The sequence below is a fragment of the Enterococcus avium genome, from assembly GCF_002891025.1.
GTDB classification, from domain to species: Bacteria; Bacillota; Bacilli; order Lactobacillales; family Enterococcaceae; genus Enterococcus_A; species Enterococcus_A avium.
Window position 1 is genome coordinate 1,061,039 of the sequence record NZ_NBSL01000002.1, and the last position, 19,018, is coordinate 1,080,056.

The 19,018-nt window shown below is 40.4% G+C and carries 15 protein-coding genes and 1 riboswitch; all 15 genes read left to right on the plus strand.

Annotated features, from left to right (window positions below):
- The 15 genes from purS to AUF14_RS05600 all read left to right on the plus strand — a co-directional run bounded on the left by purS (nucleotide 1) and on the right by AUF14_RS05600 (nucleotide 18,985).
- The gene (purS, locus tag AUF14_RS05530; protein ID WP_016180334.1) at nucleotides 1–255 is read left to right on the plus strand and encodes a phosphoribosylformylglycinamidine synthase subunit PurS; all 255 of its coding nucleotides are present in this window, start codon (nucleotides 1–3) and stop codon (nucleotides 253–255) included.
- Between the two features lies 1 nt (nucleotide 256).
- Nucleotides 257–937 carry a phosphoribosylformylglycinamidine synthase subunit PurQ gene (gene purQ, locus AUF14_RS05535; RefSeq protein ID WP_016180333.1) on the plus strand — a complete coding sequence of 227 codons (681 nt, stop codon included), beginning with the start codon at nucleotides 257–259 and terminating at the stop codon, nucleotides 935–937.
- Nucleotides 937–3,156: a phosphoribosylformylglycinamidine synthase subunit PurL gene (gene purL, locus AUF14_RS05540; RefSeq protein ID WP_016180332.1), complete on the plus strand. Its 2,220-nt coding sequence runs from the start codon at nucleotides 937–939 to the stop codon at nucleotides 3,154–3,156. Before purQ ends, purL begins: the two co-directional genes overlap by 1 nt.
- The gene (gene purF, locus AUF14_RS05545; protein ID WP_016180331.1) at nucleotides 3,141–4,580 is read left to right on the plus strand and encodes an amidophosphoribosyltransferase; all 1,440 of its coding nucleotides are present in this window, start codon (nucleotides 3,141–3,143) and stop codon (nucleotides 4,578–4,580) included. The genes purL and purF overlap by 16 nt, the downstream gene beginning before the upstream one ends.
- 197 nt (nucleotides 4,581–4,777) lie before the next feature.
- Nucleotides 4,778–5,821, plus strand: coding sequence for a phosphoribosylformylglycinamidine cyclo-ligase (purM, locus tag AUF14_RS05550; protein WP_016180330.1), 1,044 nt, complete (start codon nucleotides 4,778–4,780; stop codon nucleotides 5,819–5,821).
- A complete protein-coding gene (gene purN, locus AUF14_RS05555; RefSeq protein WP_016180329.1) occupies nucleotides 5,818–6,399 on the plus strand; it encodes a phosphoribosylglycinamide formyltransferase in 582 nt (193 codons plus the stop codon). Before purM ends, purN begins: the two co-directional genes overlap by 4 nt.
- A gap of 76 nt (nucleotides 6,400–6,475) precedes the next feature.
- Nucleotides 6,476–8,008 carry a bifunctional phosphoribosylaminoimidazolecarboxamide formyltransferase/IMP cyclohydrolase gene (gene purH / locus AUF14_RS05560; RefSeq protein WP_016180328.1) on the plus strand — a complete coding sequence of 511 codons (1,533 nt, stop codon included), beginning with the start codon at nucleotides 6,476–6,478 and terminating at the stop codon, nucleotides 8,006–8,008.
- Nucleotides 8,009–8,023: 15 nt separating this feature from the next.
- Nucleotides 8,024–9,274, plus strand: a complete 1,251-nt coding sequence (gene purD / locus AUF14_RS05565; RefSeq protein ID WP_102865939.1) for a phosphoribosylamine--glycine ligase — start codon at nucleotides 8,024–8,026, stop codon at nucleotides 9,272–9,274.
- Nucleotides 9,275–9,486: 212 nt separating this feature from the next.
- A complete protein-coding gene (locus tag AUF14_RS05570; RefSeq protein WP_016180326.1) occupies nucleotides 9,487–9,915 on the plus strand; it encodes a DUF3788 family protein in 429 nt (142 codons plus the stop codon).
- A gap of 235 nt (nucleotides 9,916–10,150) precedes the next feature.
- On the plus strand, nucleotides 10,151–11,128 hold the full coding sequence (gene guaC / locus AUF14_RS05575; RefSeq protein ID WP_016180325.1) for a GMP reductase: 978 nt from the start codon (nucleotides 10,151–10,153) through the stop codon (nucleotides 11,126–11,128).
- Nucleotides 11,129–11,369: 241 nt separating this feature from the next.
- A complete protein-coding gene (locus AUF14_RS05580; RefSeq protein WP_016180324.1) occupies nucleotides 11,370–12,791 on the plus strand; it encodes an aminotransferase-like domain-containing protein in 1,422 nt (473 codons plus the stop codon).
- Nucleotides 12,792–13,535, plus strand: a complete 744-nt coding sequence (locus AUF14_RS05585) for a nitroreductase family protein (protein WP_016180323.1) — start codon at nucleotides 12,792–12,794, stop codon at nucleotides 13,533–13,535.
- 24 nt (nucleotides 13,536–13,559) lie between these two features.
- Nucleotides 13,560–13,725: riboswitch (M-box (ykoK) riboswitch) on the plus strand.
- A 172-nt stretch (nucleotides 13,726–13,897) separates the two neighbouring features.
- Complete coding sequence (gene mgtA / locus AUF14_RS05590) at nucleotides 13,898–16,504, plus strand: magnesium-translocating P-type ATPase (RefSeq protein WP_049221184.1); 2,607 nt, start codon at nucleotides 13,898–13,900, stop codon at nucleotides 16,502–16,504.
- A 391-nt stretch (nucleotides 16,505–16,895) separates the two neighbouring features.
- A complete protein-coding gene (gene pdhA, locus AUF14_RS05595) occupies nucleotides 16,896–18,005 on the plus strand; it encodes a pyruvate dehydrogenase (acetyl-transferring) E1 component subunit alpha (RefSeq protein ID WP_016180321.1) in 1,110 nt (369 codons plus the stop codon).
- A gap of 2 nt (nucleotides 18,006–18,007) precedes the next feature.
- Nucleotides 18,008–18,985, plus strand: a complete 978-nt coding sequence (locus AUF14_RS05600) for an alpha-ketoacid dehydrogenase subunit beta (protein WP_016180320.1) — start codon at nucleotides 18,008–18,010, stop codon at nucleotides 18,983–18,985.
- Nucleotides 18,986–19,018: the final 33 nt, after the last annotated feature.

Below are 19,018 nucleotides of genomic sequence, written 5' to 3' on the forward strand. Positions count from 1 at the left end.
ATGTATTTTGTGAAAGTTTATGTAACGTATAAGGATTCTGTATTGGACCCACAAGGAGAAGCTGTAAAAGGGGCTGTGCACCGTATGGGATACAATGAGATCGAGGATGTTCGGATTGGTAAGTATTTTGAGATCAAAGTTGCTAAAAGTGACCGTCCTGTGGAAGAAATGATCGAAGAGGTTTGTGACAAATTATTAGCCAACGTCAATATGGAAACATATCGTTACGAAATTTTGACATCGGAGGAAGTGTAGCATGAAATTTGCGGTCATTGTATTTCCTGGTTCTAACTGTGACTTGGACATGTATTGGGCGATGAAGGAAATCATGGGAGCCGATTGTGAGTATGTTCGGTATGATGCAGACAGCCTTGAAGGATTTGACGGTGTATTATTGCCGGGTGGTTTTTCATACGGCGACTATTTACGCTGTGGTGCGATCGCTCGCTTTGCCAACATTATGTCAGAAGTGATTCGTTTTGCTGAAGAAGGCAAGCCAGTTTTCGGTACGTGTAATGGATTTCAGATTTTAACGGAGGCGGGACTTTTACCAGGAGCTTTACGTCGTAATGAATCCTTGAAATTTATCAGTAAAATTACGCCGCTTAGAGTTGTGAACAATCAAACAAAATTTACATCTGAATATCAAGCAGATGAAGTAATTCAAATCCCAGTCGCCCACGGTGAGGGAAATTATTACTGTGATGATGAAACATTAGCTGAGTTAAAAGCGAACAATCAAATCGTCTTCACTTATGAAGGTGAAAATATTAATGGAAGTATCGAGAATATTGCCGGCATTACGAACAAAGCTGGTAACGTCTTAGGTATGATGCCTCACCCAGAGCGAGCAATGGAAAAACTGCTAGGTTCTGATGACGGTAAGAAGTTTTTTGCTTCTATTTTAACTAATTTTGGAAAGGTGACTGCAAACTAATGATGAAATTAGAACCGACGGCGCAAGAAATCAAGGATCAGCGTATTTACGCTGGTTGGGGACTGACTGATGAAGAATATCGTTTGATTTCAGAAGACATTCTTGGACGTTTGCCAAATTATACAGAAACAGGACTTTTCTCTGTTATGTGGAGTGAGCATTGTTCATATAAAAACTCGAAGCCAGTTCTGCGTAAATTCCCAACGGATGGACCGCAAGTATTACAAGGACCAGGAGAAGGTGCCGGAATTGTTGATATCGGTGACAATCAGGCTGTTGTTTTCAAAGCAGAAAGTCACAACCATCCTTCAGCTGTTGAACCTTATGAAGGTGCCGCAACAGGTGTTGGTGGAATCATCCGCGATATTTTCAGTATGGGTGCACGTCCAATCGCGGTCTTAGATTCTTTACGCTTTGGGGAATTAACGACGGAACGGACAAAATATTTATTAGAAGAGATTGTTGCTGGAATTAGCGGTTACGGAAACTGTATTGGTATCCCGACAGTTGGCGGAGAAGTAGCTTTTGATCCTTGTTATGAAGGTAATCCTTTAGTCAACGCGATGTGTGTTGGTTTGATCGATCATAAGGACATCCAAAAAGGACAGGCCAAAGGTGTCGGCAATTCCATCATGTATGTCGGCGCAAAAACGGGACGTGATGGAATTCATGGAGCGACTTTTGCTTCAGAAGAATTCGTCGAAGGTGAAGAACAGCAGCGTTCTGCCGTTCAGGTTGGCGATCCTTTCATGGAAAAATTATTGTTAGAGGCCTGTTTGGAATTAATTTTAGATCATTCAGATATCTTGGTAGGTATTCAAGATATGGGGGCTGCTGGATTAGTCTCTTCTAGTTCAGAAATGGCTTCAAAAGCTGGATCTGGATTGAAGCTTTATTTAGATGATGTGCCGCAACGGGAAACGCATATGACGCCGTATGAAATGATGTTATCTGAATCACAAGAACGGATGCTCATTTGTGTAGAACAAGGGCATGAAGATGAAGTTGTTGAACTATTTAAACGTTATGAGTTAGATGCGGTTACGATTGGCGAGGTAACAGATGATGGATTATATCGTTTGTACCATCATGGAGAAGAAGTAGCTAACTTACCAGTTGATGCGCTTGCTGAAGAGGCTCCTGTTTACGAAAATGAGAAGCGTGAACCAGTACGGATTCAAGAATTTGCCAATATGGAAGATTTCAAACCAGAAGTGGCAGATGCTTCTGAAACATTATTAGCATTGTTGCAACAACCGACGATCGCCTCAAAGAGAATGATCTATGAAACCTATGACTCGCAAGTACGAACGAATACAGTTGTTCGACCAGGAAGCGACGCAGCTGTCTTACGGGTTCGCGGAACAAACAAGGCATTGGCGATGACAACTGATTGTAATGCACGCTATTTATATTTAAATCCTGAAATCGGCGGACAAATTGCAGTGGCTGAAGCAGCGCGGAATATTGTTGCATCTGGAGGACAGCCGTTAGCGATCACGGACTGTTTAAACTATGGCTCGCCAGAAAAACCAGAGGGATTCTGGGAATTATGGACCTCAGCCGATGGTATTTCAGAAGCTTGCCGTACGTTGAACACCCCGGTTATCTCAGGAAATGTTTCGATGTATAACGAAACTAACGGTAAAGCTATTTATCCAACACCGATGATCGGTATGGTTGGTTTGATCGAAGACCTGTCACATATTACGACGCAGGAATTCAAAGCTGCTGGTGATTTGGTTTATCTCGTTGGTGAAACTAAAGCAGACTTTGATGGTACCGAGATTCAAAAAATGCAAAAAGGCTTGATTGAAGGGAAATTAATGGACTTTGATTTAGCTGTTGAGAAGGCAAATCAAGACTTAGTCCTTTCAGCAATCAAAGCGGACTTAGTAGCAAGTGCTCATGATTGTGCGGAAGGTGGTCTGGCAGTGGCAGTCGCAGAATCAGCATTTACTAATCAGCTTGGCGTTGACATCACTGTGGAAATGCCTGTCGAAAATCTGTTTGCAGAAACACAATCACGTTTTGTTTTATCTGTAAAACCAGAGAAACAAGCAGAATTCGAAGCTTTAGCAGGTGATAAAGCAGTGAAAATCGGTGAAGTAACTAATACAGGCGACTTGAAGTTGACTGCACTTGGCGGTGAAATCAACGTCGCTACTAAGAAAGCTGAAGAATTATGGGAGGAAGCCATTCCATGTTTAATGAAGTAAAAAGTTTAAATGAAGAGTGTGGCGTTTTTGGCATCTGGGGACACCCAGATGCTGCGCGCGTCACTTATTTTGGCTTACACAGCTTACAGCATCGCGGACAAGAAGGTGCTGGAATTGTCAGCAACGATGCAGGAAAATTAAATGGACATCGTGGGCTAGGCCTTCTTTCAGAGGTATTTAAAAATGAGCGTCAATTGAGTCGCTTGACTGGTCAAGCAGCGATTGGACATGTTCGTTATGCTACGGCGGGAACAAGCAGTGTGGATAATATTCAACCTTTTTTATTCAATTTTTATGATGGTGCCTTTGCTTTGGCTCACAATGGGAATTTGACGAATGCGAAAAGCTTGCGAAAAGAACTAGAAATTGATGGGGCGATCTTCCATTCGAATTCTGACACGGAAATTTTGATGCATTTGATTCGCCGCAGTCAAAAGGAAACTTTGTGTGAACGCATGAAGGAAGCATTGAACACTGTCAAAGGCGGTTTTGCCTACTTGATGCTAACAGAAGATTCCATGGTAGCAGCACTTGACCCGAATGGTTTTCGGCCATTGTCAATCGGTCAAATGGTCAACGGCGCCTATGTAGTTGCGTCAGAAACCTGTGCGTTAGAAGTCGTAGGTGCGAAATTTATTCAAGATGTTAATCCAGGCGAGATTATCACCATCAATGATGAAGGGTTAAAAGTCGAAAGCTTTACTGAGAATACGCAACACGCGATCTGCTCCATGGAGTACATCTACTTTGCACGACCAGACTCGAATATCGCAGGCGTAAATGTCCATAGTGCTCGTAAAAATATGGGGCGGATCTTAGCTAATGAGGCTGAAATTGAAGCTGATATGGTTGTTGGTGTTCCAAATTCGTCTTTGTCTGCTGCCAGCGGATATGCAGAAGAATCTGGGATTCCTTATGAAATGGGATTAGTAAAAAATCAGTATGTGGCACGGACCTTCATTCAGCCGACTCAAGAATTACGTGAGCAAGGAGTACGAATGAAGCTTTCAGCTGTGCGAGGAGTCGTTGAAGGAAAACGCGTCATCATGGTCGATGATTCGATTGTGCGGGGAACGACTAGTCGACGGATCGTCAATCTTTTAAAAGAAGCGGGCGCGAAAGAGGTCCATGTACGGATTGCTTCGCCGCCATTACGTTACCCGTGTTTTTATGGGATTGATATTCAGACTCGTAAAGAGTTGATTGCAGCGAACCATTCAATTGAAGAAATTCGCGAAATGATCGGTGCAGATTCGTTGTCATTTTTAAGTGAAGATGGATTAATCAATGCTATTGGATTAGATTTTGATGCACCTTATTCCGGATTATGTATGGCGTATTTTAATGGAGACTATCCAACGCCGCTTTATGACTATGAAGAGCATTATCAAGCAACTTTGAAGGAAAAAATTTCATTCTATTAAAAATAAACGGTTGAAGAAATTACAAAAATTAAACAAATGAAGATTTTAGTTCCACTTTTCTCAGGACACGCCGTTGAAATAAGAAAACTCACTTCTATTTAAAAAGGTATAAATGTTTATTGGAATGGTATGTAGCATGAAAAAATCATTTTCGTTTTTTGAAGAATAGACACAATAATAATTAGGGAGCGGATCTAGTGGGAAATGCATATTCTAGAGCTGGCGTTGATGTAGAAGCTGGTTACGAGGTAGTAGAACGAATTAAAAAGCACGTAAAAAGAACCGAACGTTTAGGTGTTATGGGAGCAATCGGTGGTTTTGGAGGCTGTTTCGACCTTAGTCAATTTGACTTAAAGGAGCCCGTTTTAGTTTCTGGAACGGATGGTGTAGGGACAAAGCTGATGGTCGCAATTCAAGCAGATAAGCATGATACGATTGGAATCGATTGTGTAGCAATGTGCGTCAACGATATCGTGGCTCAAGGAGCTGAACCGCTTTATTTCCTAGATTACATCGCTACAGGTAAAAATGTGCCAGCACGTTTAGAGCAAGTAGTTGCAGGAGTTGCAGAAGGCTGCGTTCAAGCAGGAGCTGCGTTGATCGGTGGCGAAACAGCAGAAATGCCAGGAATGTATGGTGAAGATGATTACGATCTAGCTGGTTTTACTGTTGGTATTGCTGAAAAAAGACAAATGATTACCGGAGAAAAAATTCAAGCTGGGGATGTCTTAGTAGGTTTACCATCGTCAGGAATTCATTCAAACGGGTATTCGTTAGTTCGTAAAGTTTTCTTTGAAACAAACAGCTTTGCACTTGATGAAAAATTACCAGAACTATCTGGGAAACTTAGTGATGAGATTTTAACACCGACTAGAATTTACGTAGAAGCAGTGCTTCCTTTAGTTAAAAAAGAATTAGTGAACGGTATCGCCCATGTGACTGGTGGCGGCTTTGTGGAGAATTTACCACGTATGTTGCCAGAAAAATTAGCTTGTGAAATTGAACTGGGCTCTTGGCCAGTGTTACCGATTTTTAACGCATTGGAAAAATATGGTGAGATTCCTGAAATGGAAATGTATGAAATTTTCAACATGGGAATTGGTATGGTATTGGCTGTTGCGCCAGAAAAATTAGCAGAGTTGCAAGCTGATTTGAAGGAGCGAAATGAAGCTACTTTTGTAATCGGTAAAGTAACAGAAAAGAAAGATACTGCGATTGTTTTTAAAGGGGCAAAGGCATGAGAATAGCTGTTTTAGCTTCAGGAAATGGATCGAATTTCGAAGTGATCGCTCAAGCAATTAAGGATAAAGAGATTGACGCTGAGTTAGTTCTGCTTTTTTCAGATCATCATGATGCGTACGTGCTAGAACGTGGAAAAAAATTCGGTGTTCCTTGTGAAAGCTTTGAGCTAAAAGAGTTTTCTGATAAGAAAAACTATGAAGCTGCACTGTTAGAACTACTGAAGCGTTATAAAGCGGAGTTAGTCGTATTGGCAGGCTATATGCGAATCATCGGAAAAGAGTTACTAGAAGCTTTTCCTAATCGGATCGTTAATATTCATCCAGCTTTGCTTCCAAATTTTCCGGGCTTGCACGGAATTAAAGATGCTTATGAAGCCGGAGTAAAGGAAACGGGCGTTACGATCCATTTTGTGGATAGCGGGGTAGATACCGGTCCAATTATTGCACAAGGAAAGGTGCAAGTTGCTGAATCGGACCGTTTGGAGGATTTAGAGAAAAAAATCCATCAAGTAGAGCACCAGCTGTATCCGCAGGTTTTAGCGGAAATAGTCAAAGAATTTCATCGAGATAAAGAGTAAAAGTATTAAGCCATTTCTTCGCAGACTTAACAAATGTTAGGCAAAAAGTGAAAAAACTTTCTAAAGGAGAGTCATCATGACAAGAGCATTGATTAGTGTTTCAGATAAAACCGGAATTGTAGAATTTACTAAAGGTTTGGTTCAAGCAGGAATCGAGATTATTTCTACTGGCGGGACTAAAAAAGTTTTAGACGAAGCGGGGATTTCAACGTTAAGTATTGATGAAGTAACCGGCTTTCCTGAAATGATGGATGGTCGAGTAAAAACGCTGCATCCAAAAATTCATGGTGGATTGTTAGGCCGTCGAGATTTGACAACACACATGGAGGCGATGGATGAGCACGGTATTCAGCCAATTGATTTTGTTTGTGTAAATCTATACCCGTTTAAAGAAACGATTTCCAAGCCGGAGGTAACTGAAGCAGAAGCGATTGAAAATATTGATATCGGTGGCCCAAGTATGCTGCGTTCTGCCGCTAAAAACTTTGCATCAGTCACAGTAGTTGTTGATCCTAAAGATTATGCGCTTGTTTTAGCCGAGATCAAAAGTGATCAAGTGACTTCATTAGCGACACGCAAACGTTTAGCTGCGAAGGTTTTCCGTCATACAGCAGCTTATGACGCGTTGATCGCGGATTACTTAACAAAGAGTGTGGGTGAAGTTGAACCAGAAAAAATGACATTGACTTATGAATTGAAGCAGCCTTTGCGTTATGGGGAGAATAGTCATCAAACTGCAGCTTTTTACCAAAATGCTCTACCTGTTTCTTATTCAATTGCGAGTGCCCATCAATTACACGGAAAAGAACTGTCATACAATAATATTAAGGATGCAGATGCGGCGATCCGAATTGCTAGAGAATTTACTGAGCCAACAGTTGTCGCATTAAAACACATGAATCCATGCGGAATCGGTAGTGGACGGACAATTGCGGAAGCCTATCAATTCGCTTATGAAGCAGATCCAACTTCCATTTTCGGAGGAATTTTGGTAGCAAATCGTGAAATTGATTTAGAAACGGCAGAGGAAATGCATAAGTTATTCTTAGAGATTATCATCGCTCCAAGCTTTAGCAAAGAGGCCTTTAACGTGCTGTCAGGTAAGAAAAACTTACGACTAATGACCTTAGATTTCAGCGACCAAGCAAGTAATCAACCAGAAGTTGTATCTGTTTTAGGGGGATTATTGGTTCAGGATCAAGATGTTGTCGAAGAAATTCCTGAGGAGTGGGAAGTTGCAACGGATCGCAAACCTACAGCGGAAGAATTGAGAGCTTTAGCTTTTGCATGGAAAGCTGTTAAGCACGTAAAATCGAATGCAATTGTTGTAGCAAATGAACATCAAACAGTGGGTGTTGGTGCAGGACAAATGAATCGTGTTGGTTCTGTCAAAATTGCTTTAGAAGAAGCAAAAGGACGGATGGATGGCGCTGTTTTAGCAAGCGACGCGTATTTCCCGATGGATGATAGTGTAGAATATGCTGCACAGCACGGAATTAAAGCAATCGTTCAGCCGGGTGGAAGTATTCGTGACAAGGATTCGATCGCAATGGCTAATAAATATGGCGTAGCGATGGTCTTCACTGGCGTTCGTCATTTCAGACACTAATTTGAGGAGGACTCAATGAAAATACTAATTATTGGTAGCGGTGGTCGTGAGCATGCCATCGCCAAAAAAATGTTGGAGAGTTCGCATGTAACGGATTTTTTTTGTGCTAAGGGAAACCCAGGCATGAAGAAGGACGGTATTCAACTAGTGGATATCGCAGAGGATAAGCATGAAGAGTTGATCTCTTTTGCTAAAGATCAGGAGATTGATTGGACATTCGTTGGGCCAGAGATTCCTTTATTGAATGGCATCGTAGACGATTTTCAAGCAGCGGGTCTTCGTATCTTCGGACCGAATAAAGCAGCCGCAATGATCGAAGGATCAAAGGAATTTGCTAAAAAAATCATGGTAGACAATCAGATTCCTACGGCTGATTATGAGGCGTTCACCGACTACGAAGCCGCTTGCGCGTACGTGAAGGAAAAAGGTGCGCCAATCGTGATCAAAGCAGATGGATTAGCAGCGGGCAAGGGCGTTACGGTTGCTATGACATTAGATGAAGCGCTGCAGGCTTTAAAGGAAATGATGACGGATCATCGTTTTGGTGAAAGCGGAGATAAAGTTGTTGTTGAAGAATTTTTAGCTGGTGAAGAATTTTCATTGCTTGCTTTTGTAAAAAATGAAAAAGTTTATCCAATGGTCATTGCACAGGATCACAAACGGGCTTATGATAACGACCTGGGACCAAATACTGGGGGAATGGGCGCCTACTCGCCGGTACCGCAAATCCCTTCAGAAATGGTCGATACTGCTGTTGAGAAAATTTTGAAGGCCGCTGCATTGGGAATGGTGAAAAACGGGACATCATTTACAGGTATTTTATATGCAGGATTGATTGCTACAGATGCTGGACCGAAAGTGATTGAATTCAACGCTCGCTTTGGCGACCCCGAAACACAAGTGGTTCTACCAAGATTAACCAGTGATCTTGCACAAGTGATTGATGATATTTTAAACGATCAAGAACCAGAATTGGTTTGGAGTGATCAGGCATCTGTCGGCGTTGTACTAGCGGCTGAAGGTTATCCTAATGCGTATCAAAAAGGAATGCCTACTCCAAGTTTTGATGATCAGGTTACGATTTATTATGCAGGAGTTGTTGATGATCAAGGAGAAATACGGGCATCAGGCGGACGCGTACTCCTAGTAGAAGCAGAAGCAGAAACGATTGAGGCGGCACAAACGAAGGTTTATCAAGCTTTGGATCATGCAAAGACTGAGGGTTATTTCTACCGAAAAGATATTGGAGCAAAATCATTAAAATAAATAAAAAACGGCCAGTCGGTCGTTTTTTTTGTTCAAAAGGGTAGCGGATTAAAAAAATGACAGCTTTAATTAAAAGTGGTAAACTGAATATGAAAAAAGCGTTAAAAAAATATATGAATTTGAAGAAAAATAAAAAGAATTTAACTCATAGAGGCAATTGCATTCGTTAGAATTATTTTTCATTCCAAAGCGTATTGAAAGAGGCGAGGACTATGGAAAGGAAACGATCCAAAGCTGATGATGAGAACCACGAGTTGCAGATGATTTTATCCGGACTACCCAATTCTCAGTATTTAAAAATTTTATTAGCTCAAATCATGAGACATTATGAGCCAACGATCAAATATATTTTCCAAAAACAAATAGGATGGAAACTGGTAATCGAGCAATATGATGGGGTGCTTTGCTGCATCCAGATTCATGAAACCTATTTCTCAGTAATGACACCTTTTCCAGATTTTGGAATCAGCTATTTAACACCGATGGTAAAAGTGATGTCGGAGGAGTTCAAAGAAAAGTTCGAAGATGTATCAAAAAATACGCAGCAGATCGAAATGAAAGTAACTAATGAAGAGGAAATGGAAGACGTTATCTTCTTAGTTAGTTTACAAGCGAAAAAATTAAGGAATGCCTTAGTTTGAAAACTAAATGTTCGTGTTTTTTGTAATAAATTTCAAAATCAGCTTGCTTTTCAGGTGGATATGTTGTAAATTACATAGGGCGATACTGCCCTATGTTTTTTTATGGTTCATACTTTTCATAGTGAACAGTATAAAAATAGGTGTTTGGAAAAGGAAATTACTTTATCCTATTTGATGCAATGAAATGTATGAAAAAAATAAAATGAGATAGTGATCTTATTCATTGGAGGCCCATATGAAAGTATTTGATTATGAAGATATTCAGTTAATTCCTAATAAGTGTATTGTGAACAGTCGATCAGAATGTGATACAACCGTTCAATTAGGAAAGTTTAGTTTCAAGATGCCTGTCGTACCAGCCAATATGCAAACGATTATTGATGAAAGTATTGCGGAATTTTTGGCTGAAAACGGGTACTTCTATATTATGCATCGTTTTTATGAAGAGGAACGAATCCCATTCATCAAGAAAATGCAGTCTCGCGGCCTGTTTACTTCCATCAGTGTGGGGGTAAAAGGATATGAATATGATTTTGTGAAGCAGTTGGCAGAGGAAAAGTTGAATCCAGACTATATTACCATCGACATTGCTCATGGTCATTCTGATCCGGTAATCAATATGATTAAGCACATTAAAAAATATTTGCCGGAAACCTTTGTGATTGCTGGCAACGTTGGTACGCCTGAAGCTGTTCGTGAATTAGAAAATGCAGGAGCTGATGCAACCAAGCTTGGAATCGGACCTGGAAAAGTATGTATTACTAAGATTAAGACTGGATTTGGAACTGGCGGCTGGCAATTAGCAGCATTGAGTTGGTGTGCCAAGGCAGCACGCAAACCGATTATTGCTGACGGTGGAATTCGAACTCATGGAGACATTGCCAAATCAATTCGTTTTGGCGCGACAATGGTTATGATTGGTTCATTATTTGCCGGTCATGAAGAATCTCCTGGCGAGACCAAGGTAGAAGACGGTGTCGTTTATAAAGAATATTTTGGCAGTGCCTCTGAATTCCAAAAGGGCGAGAAGAAAAACGTGGAAGGTAAAAAGATCTGGATTCCTTATAAAGGTTCTTTAAAGGATACTTTAGTAGAGATGCAGCAAGATCTTCAGTCGTCGATTTCTTATGCTGGAGGCAACGATTTAGAAGCCTTGCAAAAAGTTGACTATGTAGTGGTTAAGAATTCAATCTTTAATGGCGATACGATTTAAAGGTTTTTAGAAAACTTTTAAAAACATTTCAATAGTCTTTAAAGAATTAGGTTAATAAAGTATGCACGGACGTTTATCCTACTATCTATCACGGATAGTAGGATAAACGTCCGATTTTTTCATATTTTCTGACGTATTTCAAAATGCATTTGATAATTCCTTTCAGGAGCTTTTTGTACGTTTGACAGCAAAGTATAATTGGTTTAGTTTTAAGTCATCCAATAATAAGTGAGGAAAACGTATGTGGCAATTAGCGGAGAAAAAAACGACCCCAATCTATCAACAAATTATCGAACAGATTATCTCCTATATTCAAGACGGCACGTTGCAACCAGGGGATAAGCTACCCGCAGAACGCAAACTAGCAGAATATTATCAAGTGAATCGTTCAACCGTTGTTCACGCATTGGAGGAACTGGCTAGTCTTGGCTGGGTATTGCGGCGACAAGGCAGCGGAACCATTGTGAACGAAGGAAACTGGGGACGAAGCACTATTCCCAGAGTGGATTGGCGCAGCTTATTTACGCAGGAGACTCTTCCAAAGGAACCATTTGTAGAAAAAGCTTATCCATTGCTGAAGAATCCTGATGCTATTGATCTGTACTCAGGGGAACTGCCGTTAAGTATGATTCCAGATTTTCGTTTTCCTTCCTATACATGGGAAGAGTTATTGCTTGAAGAAAAAAAGCAAAGTCCATTAGGCTATCGTCCTTTGCAGCAAGTAATCTGTCAGCGAATCAAGTTAGAGCAGAAAATCGATGTCTCTTCGAATCAAGTCCTAATTACTTCAGGCGCACAACAAGCAATGTTTTTATTATTGCAGGTGATGCTCCAAAGTGGAGATAGTGTGGCAATTGAAGATCCTTCATTTTTATACTCCCTACCAATTTTTGCTAGCGCCGGGGTCAGACTCTATGGCGTAGAAATGGATCGGGAAGGAATGAGGATTGATAAATTGGAACAATTGATTCTGACTAAAAAAATCAAACTGATTATTCTCAATCCGACTTTTCAAAATCCAACTGGGACAACGATGTCGGAGAAACGCAGAAATGAGTTAATCGAACTCAGTCTTAAATACCAGCTGCCGATCGTAGAAGATGAAGTGTTCAGCGAGATGAATTTCGGGAAAACGCCGCCGTCTTTAAAAGAACTTGCTCCCCACCAAGTCATTCATCTAGGTTCACTTTCAAAGATATTTGGTTCTTCAATCAAAATTGGCTGGGTCGTGGCTGATCAAAATTTAATTCAACGCTTATCTGAAGCCAAACAAATGATGGATTTTTCTATCAGTGTTTTTCCGCAGGTCATTGCACATACTGCCTTAACAGATCCACAATTCGAGCAGAACCAAGCAGAATTAGTTGTTACTTTAAAGCAGAAGGCCAAAGATTTTATTGATCAGGCAAAATCAATTGCTGAGGATTGGCATATATCGTCTATCGAGGGTGGCATTTATGTATATCTGACTTGGCGTCATCAGCGCTTAACCCGAAAAGATTGGGATATTTTTCTGCGAGAAAAATTAGTGATTGCCCCCGCATTTTTATTTAGTAATGATACAATGGCAATGAGAGTGAATTATACTCGAATGACGGATCAAACACGACAAGAATTTTTTTCTAAGTTGTTTGTAATTTCAAAGGAATTAAGGAGGAGTTAAATGGAAGCGTTAGAAGTGATGAATCAGCACAGAACATATCGGAATTTTGATGAAACCTACCAATTATCAGAAGCAGAGCTGCAAAAGATTCTGCAAGCTAGTCGTCAAGCTCCCAGCTGGATGAACGGTCAAATGTACAGCATCATTGTCGTAAGGGATACGGAGATCCGCCGGCAGCTCGTGGCAATGAATCCTGGAAATTCTCATATGCTGCATAGTTCAGTATTTTTAGTATTTGTAGCGGATTTGAAACGGACGCAAAAGGTAGCTGAGCAGTATGAGATGGATTATCGAATTAACGAAGGATTTGATCCATTGATCACGGCTGTTACCGATACAGCGTTAGCGTTGGAAAATGCAGTAATTGCGACTGAAGCATTGGGATTAGGTTCTGTAGTTGTGGGGTCTATTCGCAAAGATATTGCAGAGGTAAGCAAACTATTAAAACTGCCCGATTATGTGCTGCCGGTCGCAGGCTTGAGTATTGGAAAGCCTAATGTGGATATGCGAATAAAACCAAGATTGCCAGAAGAAGCGGTGATTCATTATGACACATATAAAGATTACGATTATTCTTTGATTGAAGAGTATGATGATACGATGGAAAAATTTGCAGAGGCTCGTGAAACGAAATTATGGAGCAAAAAGTTTGCAGATTATTTCAGCAGTTCACCAAACAAAAAAGTTGATGAATTTCTGAAAATCAATAAATTTTTCAGTGTTACGTTTGACACCGATAAGTAAGTGACTTATAGTAAGGATGAAAATTAAATTAATTGTTAGGTGAGGCTCCTATACGGACACAGGCTACTGCCCAAAAATGTCGAGAGACGCCAATGGGTATAACAGGGATTATCGTGAAGGTGATTCATAACGTAGCTGACAGATTCTGTCTACGCCCTATAGTGCTAAAGCTCGACGATGAACATGAATGAAACTTTCGCGCGTGCTCATTTTCGAGTGCGCGCTTTATTTGTGTCCTAAAGCGCCTAGACTGTTAACGAAATGAAAGGATGTGAGGAAGATGGATCATGAAGATAGTCGACCGAAAAGTAATTACTCGCGGACGACTGCGGTTGTCCTGAATTTTAGGAGGAACCATTATGATGAACAAAAAAAGCCTTCTTGCTCGCAAAGTCAACAAAGACCAAGAGCTAAAGAAATTAGCGATTTTATCTGATCGTGATCTTTTTCTAAACCTGAGAACCTCTTTACAGGGATTATCTGAAGAAGATGCACAAAGCCGATTGGAAGAATATGGTCCAAATGAAGTCTCAGCACAGAAGCCAACACCAGGAATTTTGCTGTTTTTACAAGCATTTAATGATCCGTTCGTGTATGTCTTAGCTGCATTAGCAATTGTTTCCTTATTAACCAATGACATAGAAGCGGCGGTTGTTATGACGATCATGATTTTGGCTAGTGTGCTGATTACCTTTATTCAAGAATACCGTTCGCAAAAGGCAAGCATCGAATTAAAGGAAATGATCGAAAATACTGCGGCAATTACCCGTAATGGAGAAACGAAAGAAATTCCGATGGATGAAGTCGTCCCTGGTGATATTTTGACGTTAGCAACTGGTGATATGATTCCAGCAGATGCCGTATTGATTTGGACAAAAGACCTTTTTGTTAACCAATCGTCGTTAACAGGAGAATCGATGCCTGTTGAAAAATTTCTAGTAAAAGACAAGGAATTGACGGAAGAAGCCACAGCATTAGACTTAACAAATCTGGTTTTTATGGGAACGGATGTGCTAAGTGGTCAAGGAAAAGCCATTATTTTAAAAACGGGTCAGCAAACATTTTTCGGAGATATCGCCAAAAATGCCACATCCAAACGGGGGAAAACGTCATTTGATTTAGGATTAGCTAGAGTCAGCAAATTATTACTGCGGATGGTTATGATTCTTTTTCCATTAGTTTTTCTGATAAACGGCTTAACGAAGGGTGATTGGAGCAGTGCCTTCTTCTTCGCCATTGCAGTTGCAGTCGGCTTGACGCCTGAAATGTTGCCGATGATTGTGAGCTCTAACTTGGCAAAAGGAGCATTGACATTATCGAAACACAAAGTGATTGTGAAAGAGTTGGCTTCAATCCAAAATTTAGGTGGAATGGATGTCCTCTGTACAGATAAAACTGGGACAATTACGGAAGATCGAGTTGTTTTGGTTCAACATTTGGACCCTTTAGGAAATGAAAACGAACAAGTATTAGACCTTGCATTCATGAATTCTACCTATCAAACGGGCTGGAAGAATTTGATGGATATTGCCGTAATCAATTATTTTGAAGAACAAGATCGACATTTGCCCTATCAAATGGTTCAAAAAATTGATGAGATTCCCTTTGATTTTTCTCGTCGCCGTTTAACTGTCGTGATGAAAACAGACGAGCATCAATTGATGATCACTAAGGGCGCGGTTGAAGAAATGGCAGCAATTTGTAAATATGTGGAGATTGATGGAGAGATTCTAGAGTTAACCCCAGAAATTCGCCAACAGCTACAAACCGTCAATGAAAAAATGAATCGTCAAGGCATGCGTGTCATTACAGTAGCTGTTCGTCGTGACGCACATGATGAAGCCATCTATTCAACAGATGATGAAAAAGATATGACCTTGGTGGGCTTCATGGGCTTCCTTGATCCTGCCAAGGCATCAGCTAAACCGGCAATTAAATCCTTGCAGCAGCACGGAGTAGCGGTAAAAGTTCTAACAGGCGACAATGCGATCGTGGCACAAAAAGTTTGTCAGGATGTGGGAATCCCTGCAGATCAATATGTGTTAGGTAATCAAATCGATGAAATGTCAGACGATGAACTGTATCAAGCAGCTGAAACTACAAATCTGTTTGCAAAACTAAATCCGATGCAAAAATCACGAATCATTGAAGCTTTGCAAAATAAGGGACACACTGTTGGCTTTATGGGTGATGGCATCAATGATGCACCTGCTTTAAGAAAAGCAGATGTCGGAATTTCGGTTGATACAGCAGCCGACATCACAAAGGATGCTAGTTCCATTATTTTATTAGAAAAAAGCTTAGGCGTTCTAGAAAATGGTGTGATTGAAGGACGACGAGTATTCAGCAATATGATGAAATACATTAAGATCACCATCAGCTCAAATTTTGGGAATGTTTTCTCGATTTTAATTGCTAGTGCATTTCTACCATTTTTACCCATGCTATCACTTCAATTGTTATTGCAAAATTTAATTTATGATTTCGCTCAACTAACAATTCCATGGGACAATGTGGATGATGAAGAATTGCAGGTGCCAACAAAATGGGAAACAAAAGGGTTGTTAAAATTTACCCTGTGTATTGGACCTATCAGTTCTGTGTTTGATATCATTACGTTTTTAGTCATGTGGTTTGTATTCGGAGCGAATACGGTTGGTGCGCAAAATCTATTTCAAACAGGCTGGTTCATGATTGGATTAACCACACAAGCGTTGGTAGTTTTAATGGTAAGAACAAAGAAAATTCCTTTTATCCAAAGCCGTCCAGCTCCGCAGGTGTTTGTCAGCTTATTAATGGCAGTAGTAGTAGGAGCATTAGTCGTACTAACACCGTTAGCTGAGCAATTTGATTTTGTTCATTTGCCAAATAGTTATTGGCTATGGTATGCAGGAATTGTTCTTGCTTACATGCTGGCAACACAACTAGGAAAAGTATTGTATATAAAAATTGCAAAAGAATGGATCTGAACTATAACAGAAGGACCTGTGTTGTCCTTCTGTTTCTTTTTTGTGAAAATGCTTAACAAATTCCGGTCTAAACGTGTTGTTAATCCATCTATTTTAATCTTTTTTCTCCTTGATGATGAGGGGGATTATGGCAAATTTATGATTTTTCAAGATCACAAACTTACCTGTTCTAATCTAGATGTTTGTTATTATTAGAAAAAAGCTGCAGATGATTTCACAAGGTTGAAAAGTGAAACGCTTCAATTCGTTCAGAATTGCTGAGCAAGTTTGTTGTCAATTGAATACAAAAATGCTAATTTAGAGAAGAAGGAGCAATAGCAATAATACAGGTTGATTTGCTGTTGCACTGAAAACAAGATTTAATTTACTTAAGAGAGGAAAGTGTGACACCATGGCAGAAAAAGAGTTAACGATTGATTTTGAAGCCTTACTAAAAGATGTAAACGCGGATTTCCCCGTGTACCAGGCACTGGATGAAGATGGAAAGATTATTAATGAAAATCTCGTTCCAGAATTATCTGATGAAGAACTTGTTGAATTGATGACTTCAATGGTTTGGTCTCGTGTATTGGACCAACGTTCAACTGCATTGAATCGTCAAGGACGTTTAGGATTCTTCGCACCAACAGCTGGCCAGGAAGCTAGCCAATTAGCCAGTCAATTTGCGTTTGAAAAGGAAGACGTTTTACTACCGGGCTATCGTGATGTTCCACAATTGATTAAACATGGCTTGCCTTTAGCGGAAGCGTTCTTATGGTCACGCGGACATGTTGCCGGAAACAACTATCCTGCAGATTTACAGGCTTTACCTCCTCAAATCATTATCGGAGCTCAATATGTACAAGCTGCCGGTGTGGCATTAGGTTTGAAGAAACGTAATAGTAAAAATGTTGTCTTTACCTATACAGGCGATGGTGGTTCATCTCAGGGGGATTTCTACGAAGCGATCAACTTTGCTGGCGCCTATCATGCAAACGCTGTATTTTATATTCAAAATAATGGATTTGCGATTTCAACACCGCGTGAAAAGCAATCAGCAGCTAAAACGTTAGCACAAAAAGCAGTCGCTGCTGGAATTCCAGGTATTCAGGTTGATGGAATGGACCCTCTAGCTGTTTATTATGTCTCTAAAAAGGCACGTGAATGGGCAGCAAATGGCAATGGTCCAGTCTTAATCGAAACATTAACGTACCGTTACGGTCCACATACGTTATCTGGGGATGACCCAACACGTTACCGTTCAAAAGAAATGGACGACGAATGGACGAAAAAGGATCCATTAGTACGTTTCCGTAAATACTTAACGGAAAAAGGCTTATGGTCAGAAGAACAAGAAGAAAAAGTGATTGAAGCAACAAAAGAAGAAATCAAACAGGCCATCACTGATGCTGACCGCGTACCTAAACAAAAGGTGTCTGATTTCTTGAAAAATATGTACGAAGTGCAACCACAAAACATTAAAGAACAAATTGAATTCTATGAAGCGAAGGAGTCGAAATAATCATGGCACAAAAAACGATGATCCAAGCAATTACAGATGCCTTAGCTCTGATGCTTGAAAAAGATAAAGAAGTTTTAATTTTCGGTGAAGACGTTGGTAAGAACGGCGGCGTATTCCGTGCCACTGAAGGTCTTCAAGAAAAATTCGGTGAAGATCAAGTTTTTGATACACCATTAGCTGAATCTGGTATTGCTGGACTTGCTTTTGGGTTAGCCTTGCAAGGCTTCCGACCTGTCCCTGAAATTCAATTCTTTGGTTTCGTATTCGAGGCAATGGATGAAATTGTTGGACAAATGGCTCGTACTCGTTACCGTATGGGAAATACAAGAAACTTACCGATCACGATTCGGGCACCATTTGGTGGCGGTGTGCATACACCTGAGCTTCATTCCGATAATTTAGAAGGATTAATGGCTCAATCTCCAGGCTTGCGCGTGGTTATTCCGTCAAATCCGTATGATGCAAAAGGTTTGTTGATTGCATCAATCCGTAACAATGACCCAGTAGTCTTTTTAGAACACATGAAATTGTATCGTTCATTCCGTGAAGAAGTTCCTGAAGGAATCTATGAAGTGCCATTGGATAAAGCGGCTGTTACAAAAGAAGGTTCTGATGTTTCAATCATCACTTACGGCGCAATGGTTCGTGAAGCGATCAAAGCAGCAGATAACTTAGCGAAAGAAAACATCAATGCAGAAATCATCGATTTGCGTACTGTTGCACCACTTGATGTTGAAACGATCATTAAGTCCGTTGAAAAAACTGGTCGTGTAGTCGTTGTTCAAGAAGCGCAAAAACAAGCAGGTGTTTCTGCACAAGTTATCTCAGAGATTTCTGAACGTGCTATTCTTTCACTAGAAGCACCGATCGGACGAGTTTCTGCTCCAGATACGATTTTCCCATTCGGACAAGCAGAAGGAATCTGGTTGCCAAATGCAGCAGATATTGAAGCAAAAGTAAAAGAAATCGTAGAATTTTAAACCTACGTTACAAACAGCAGACTTATTTTTTCG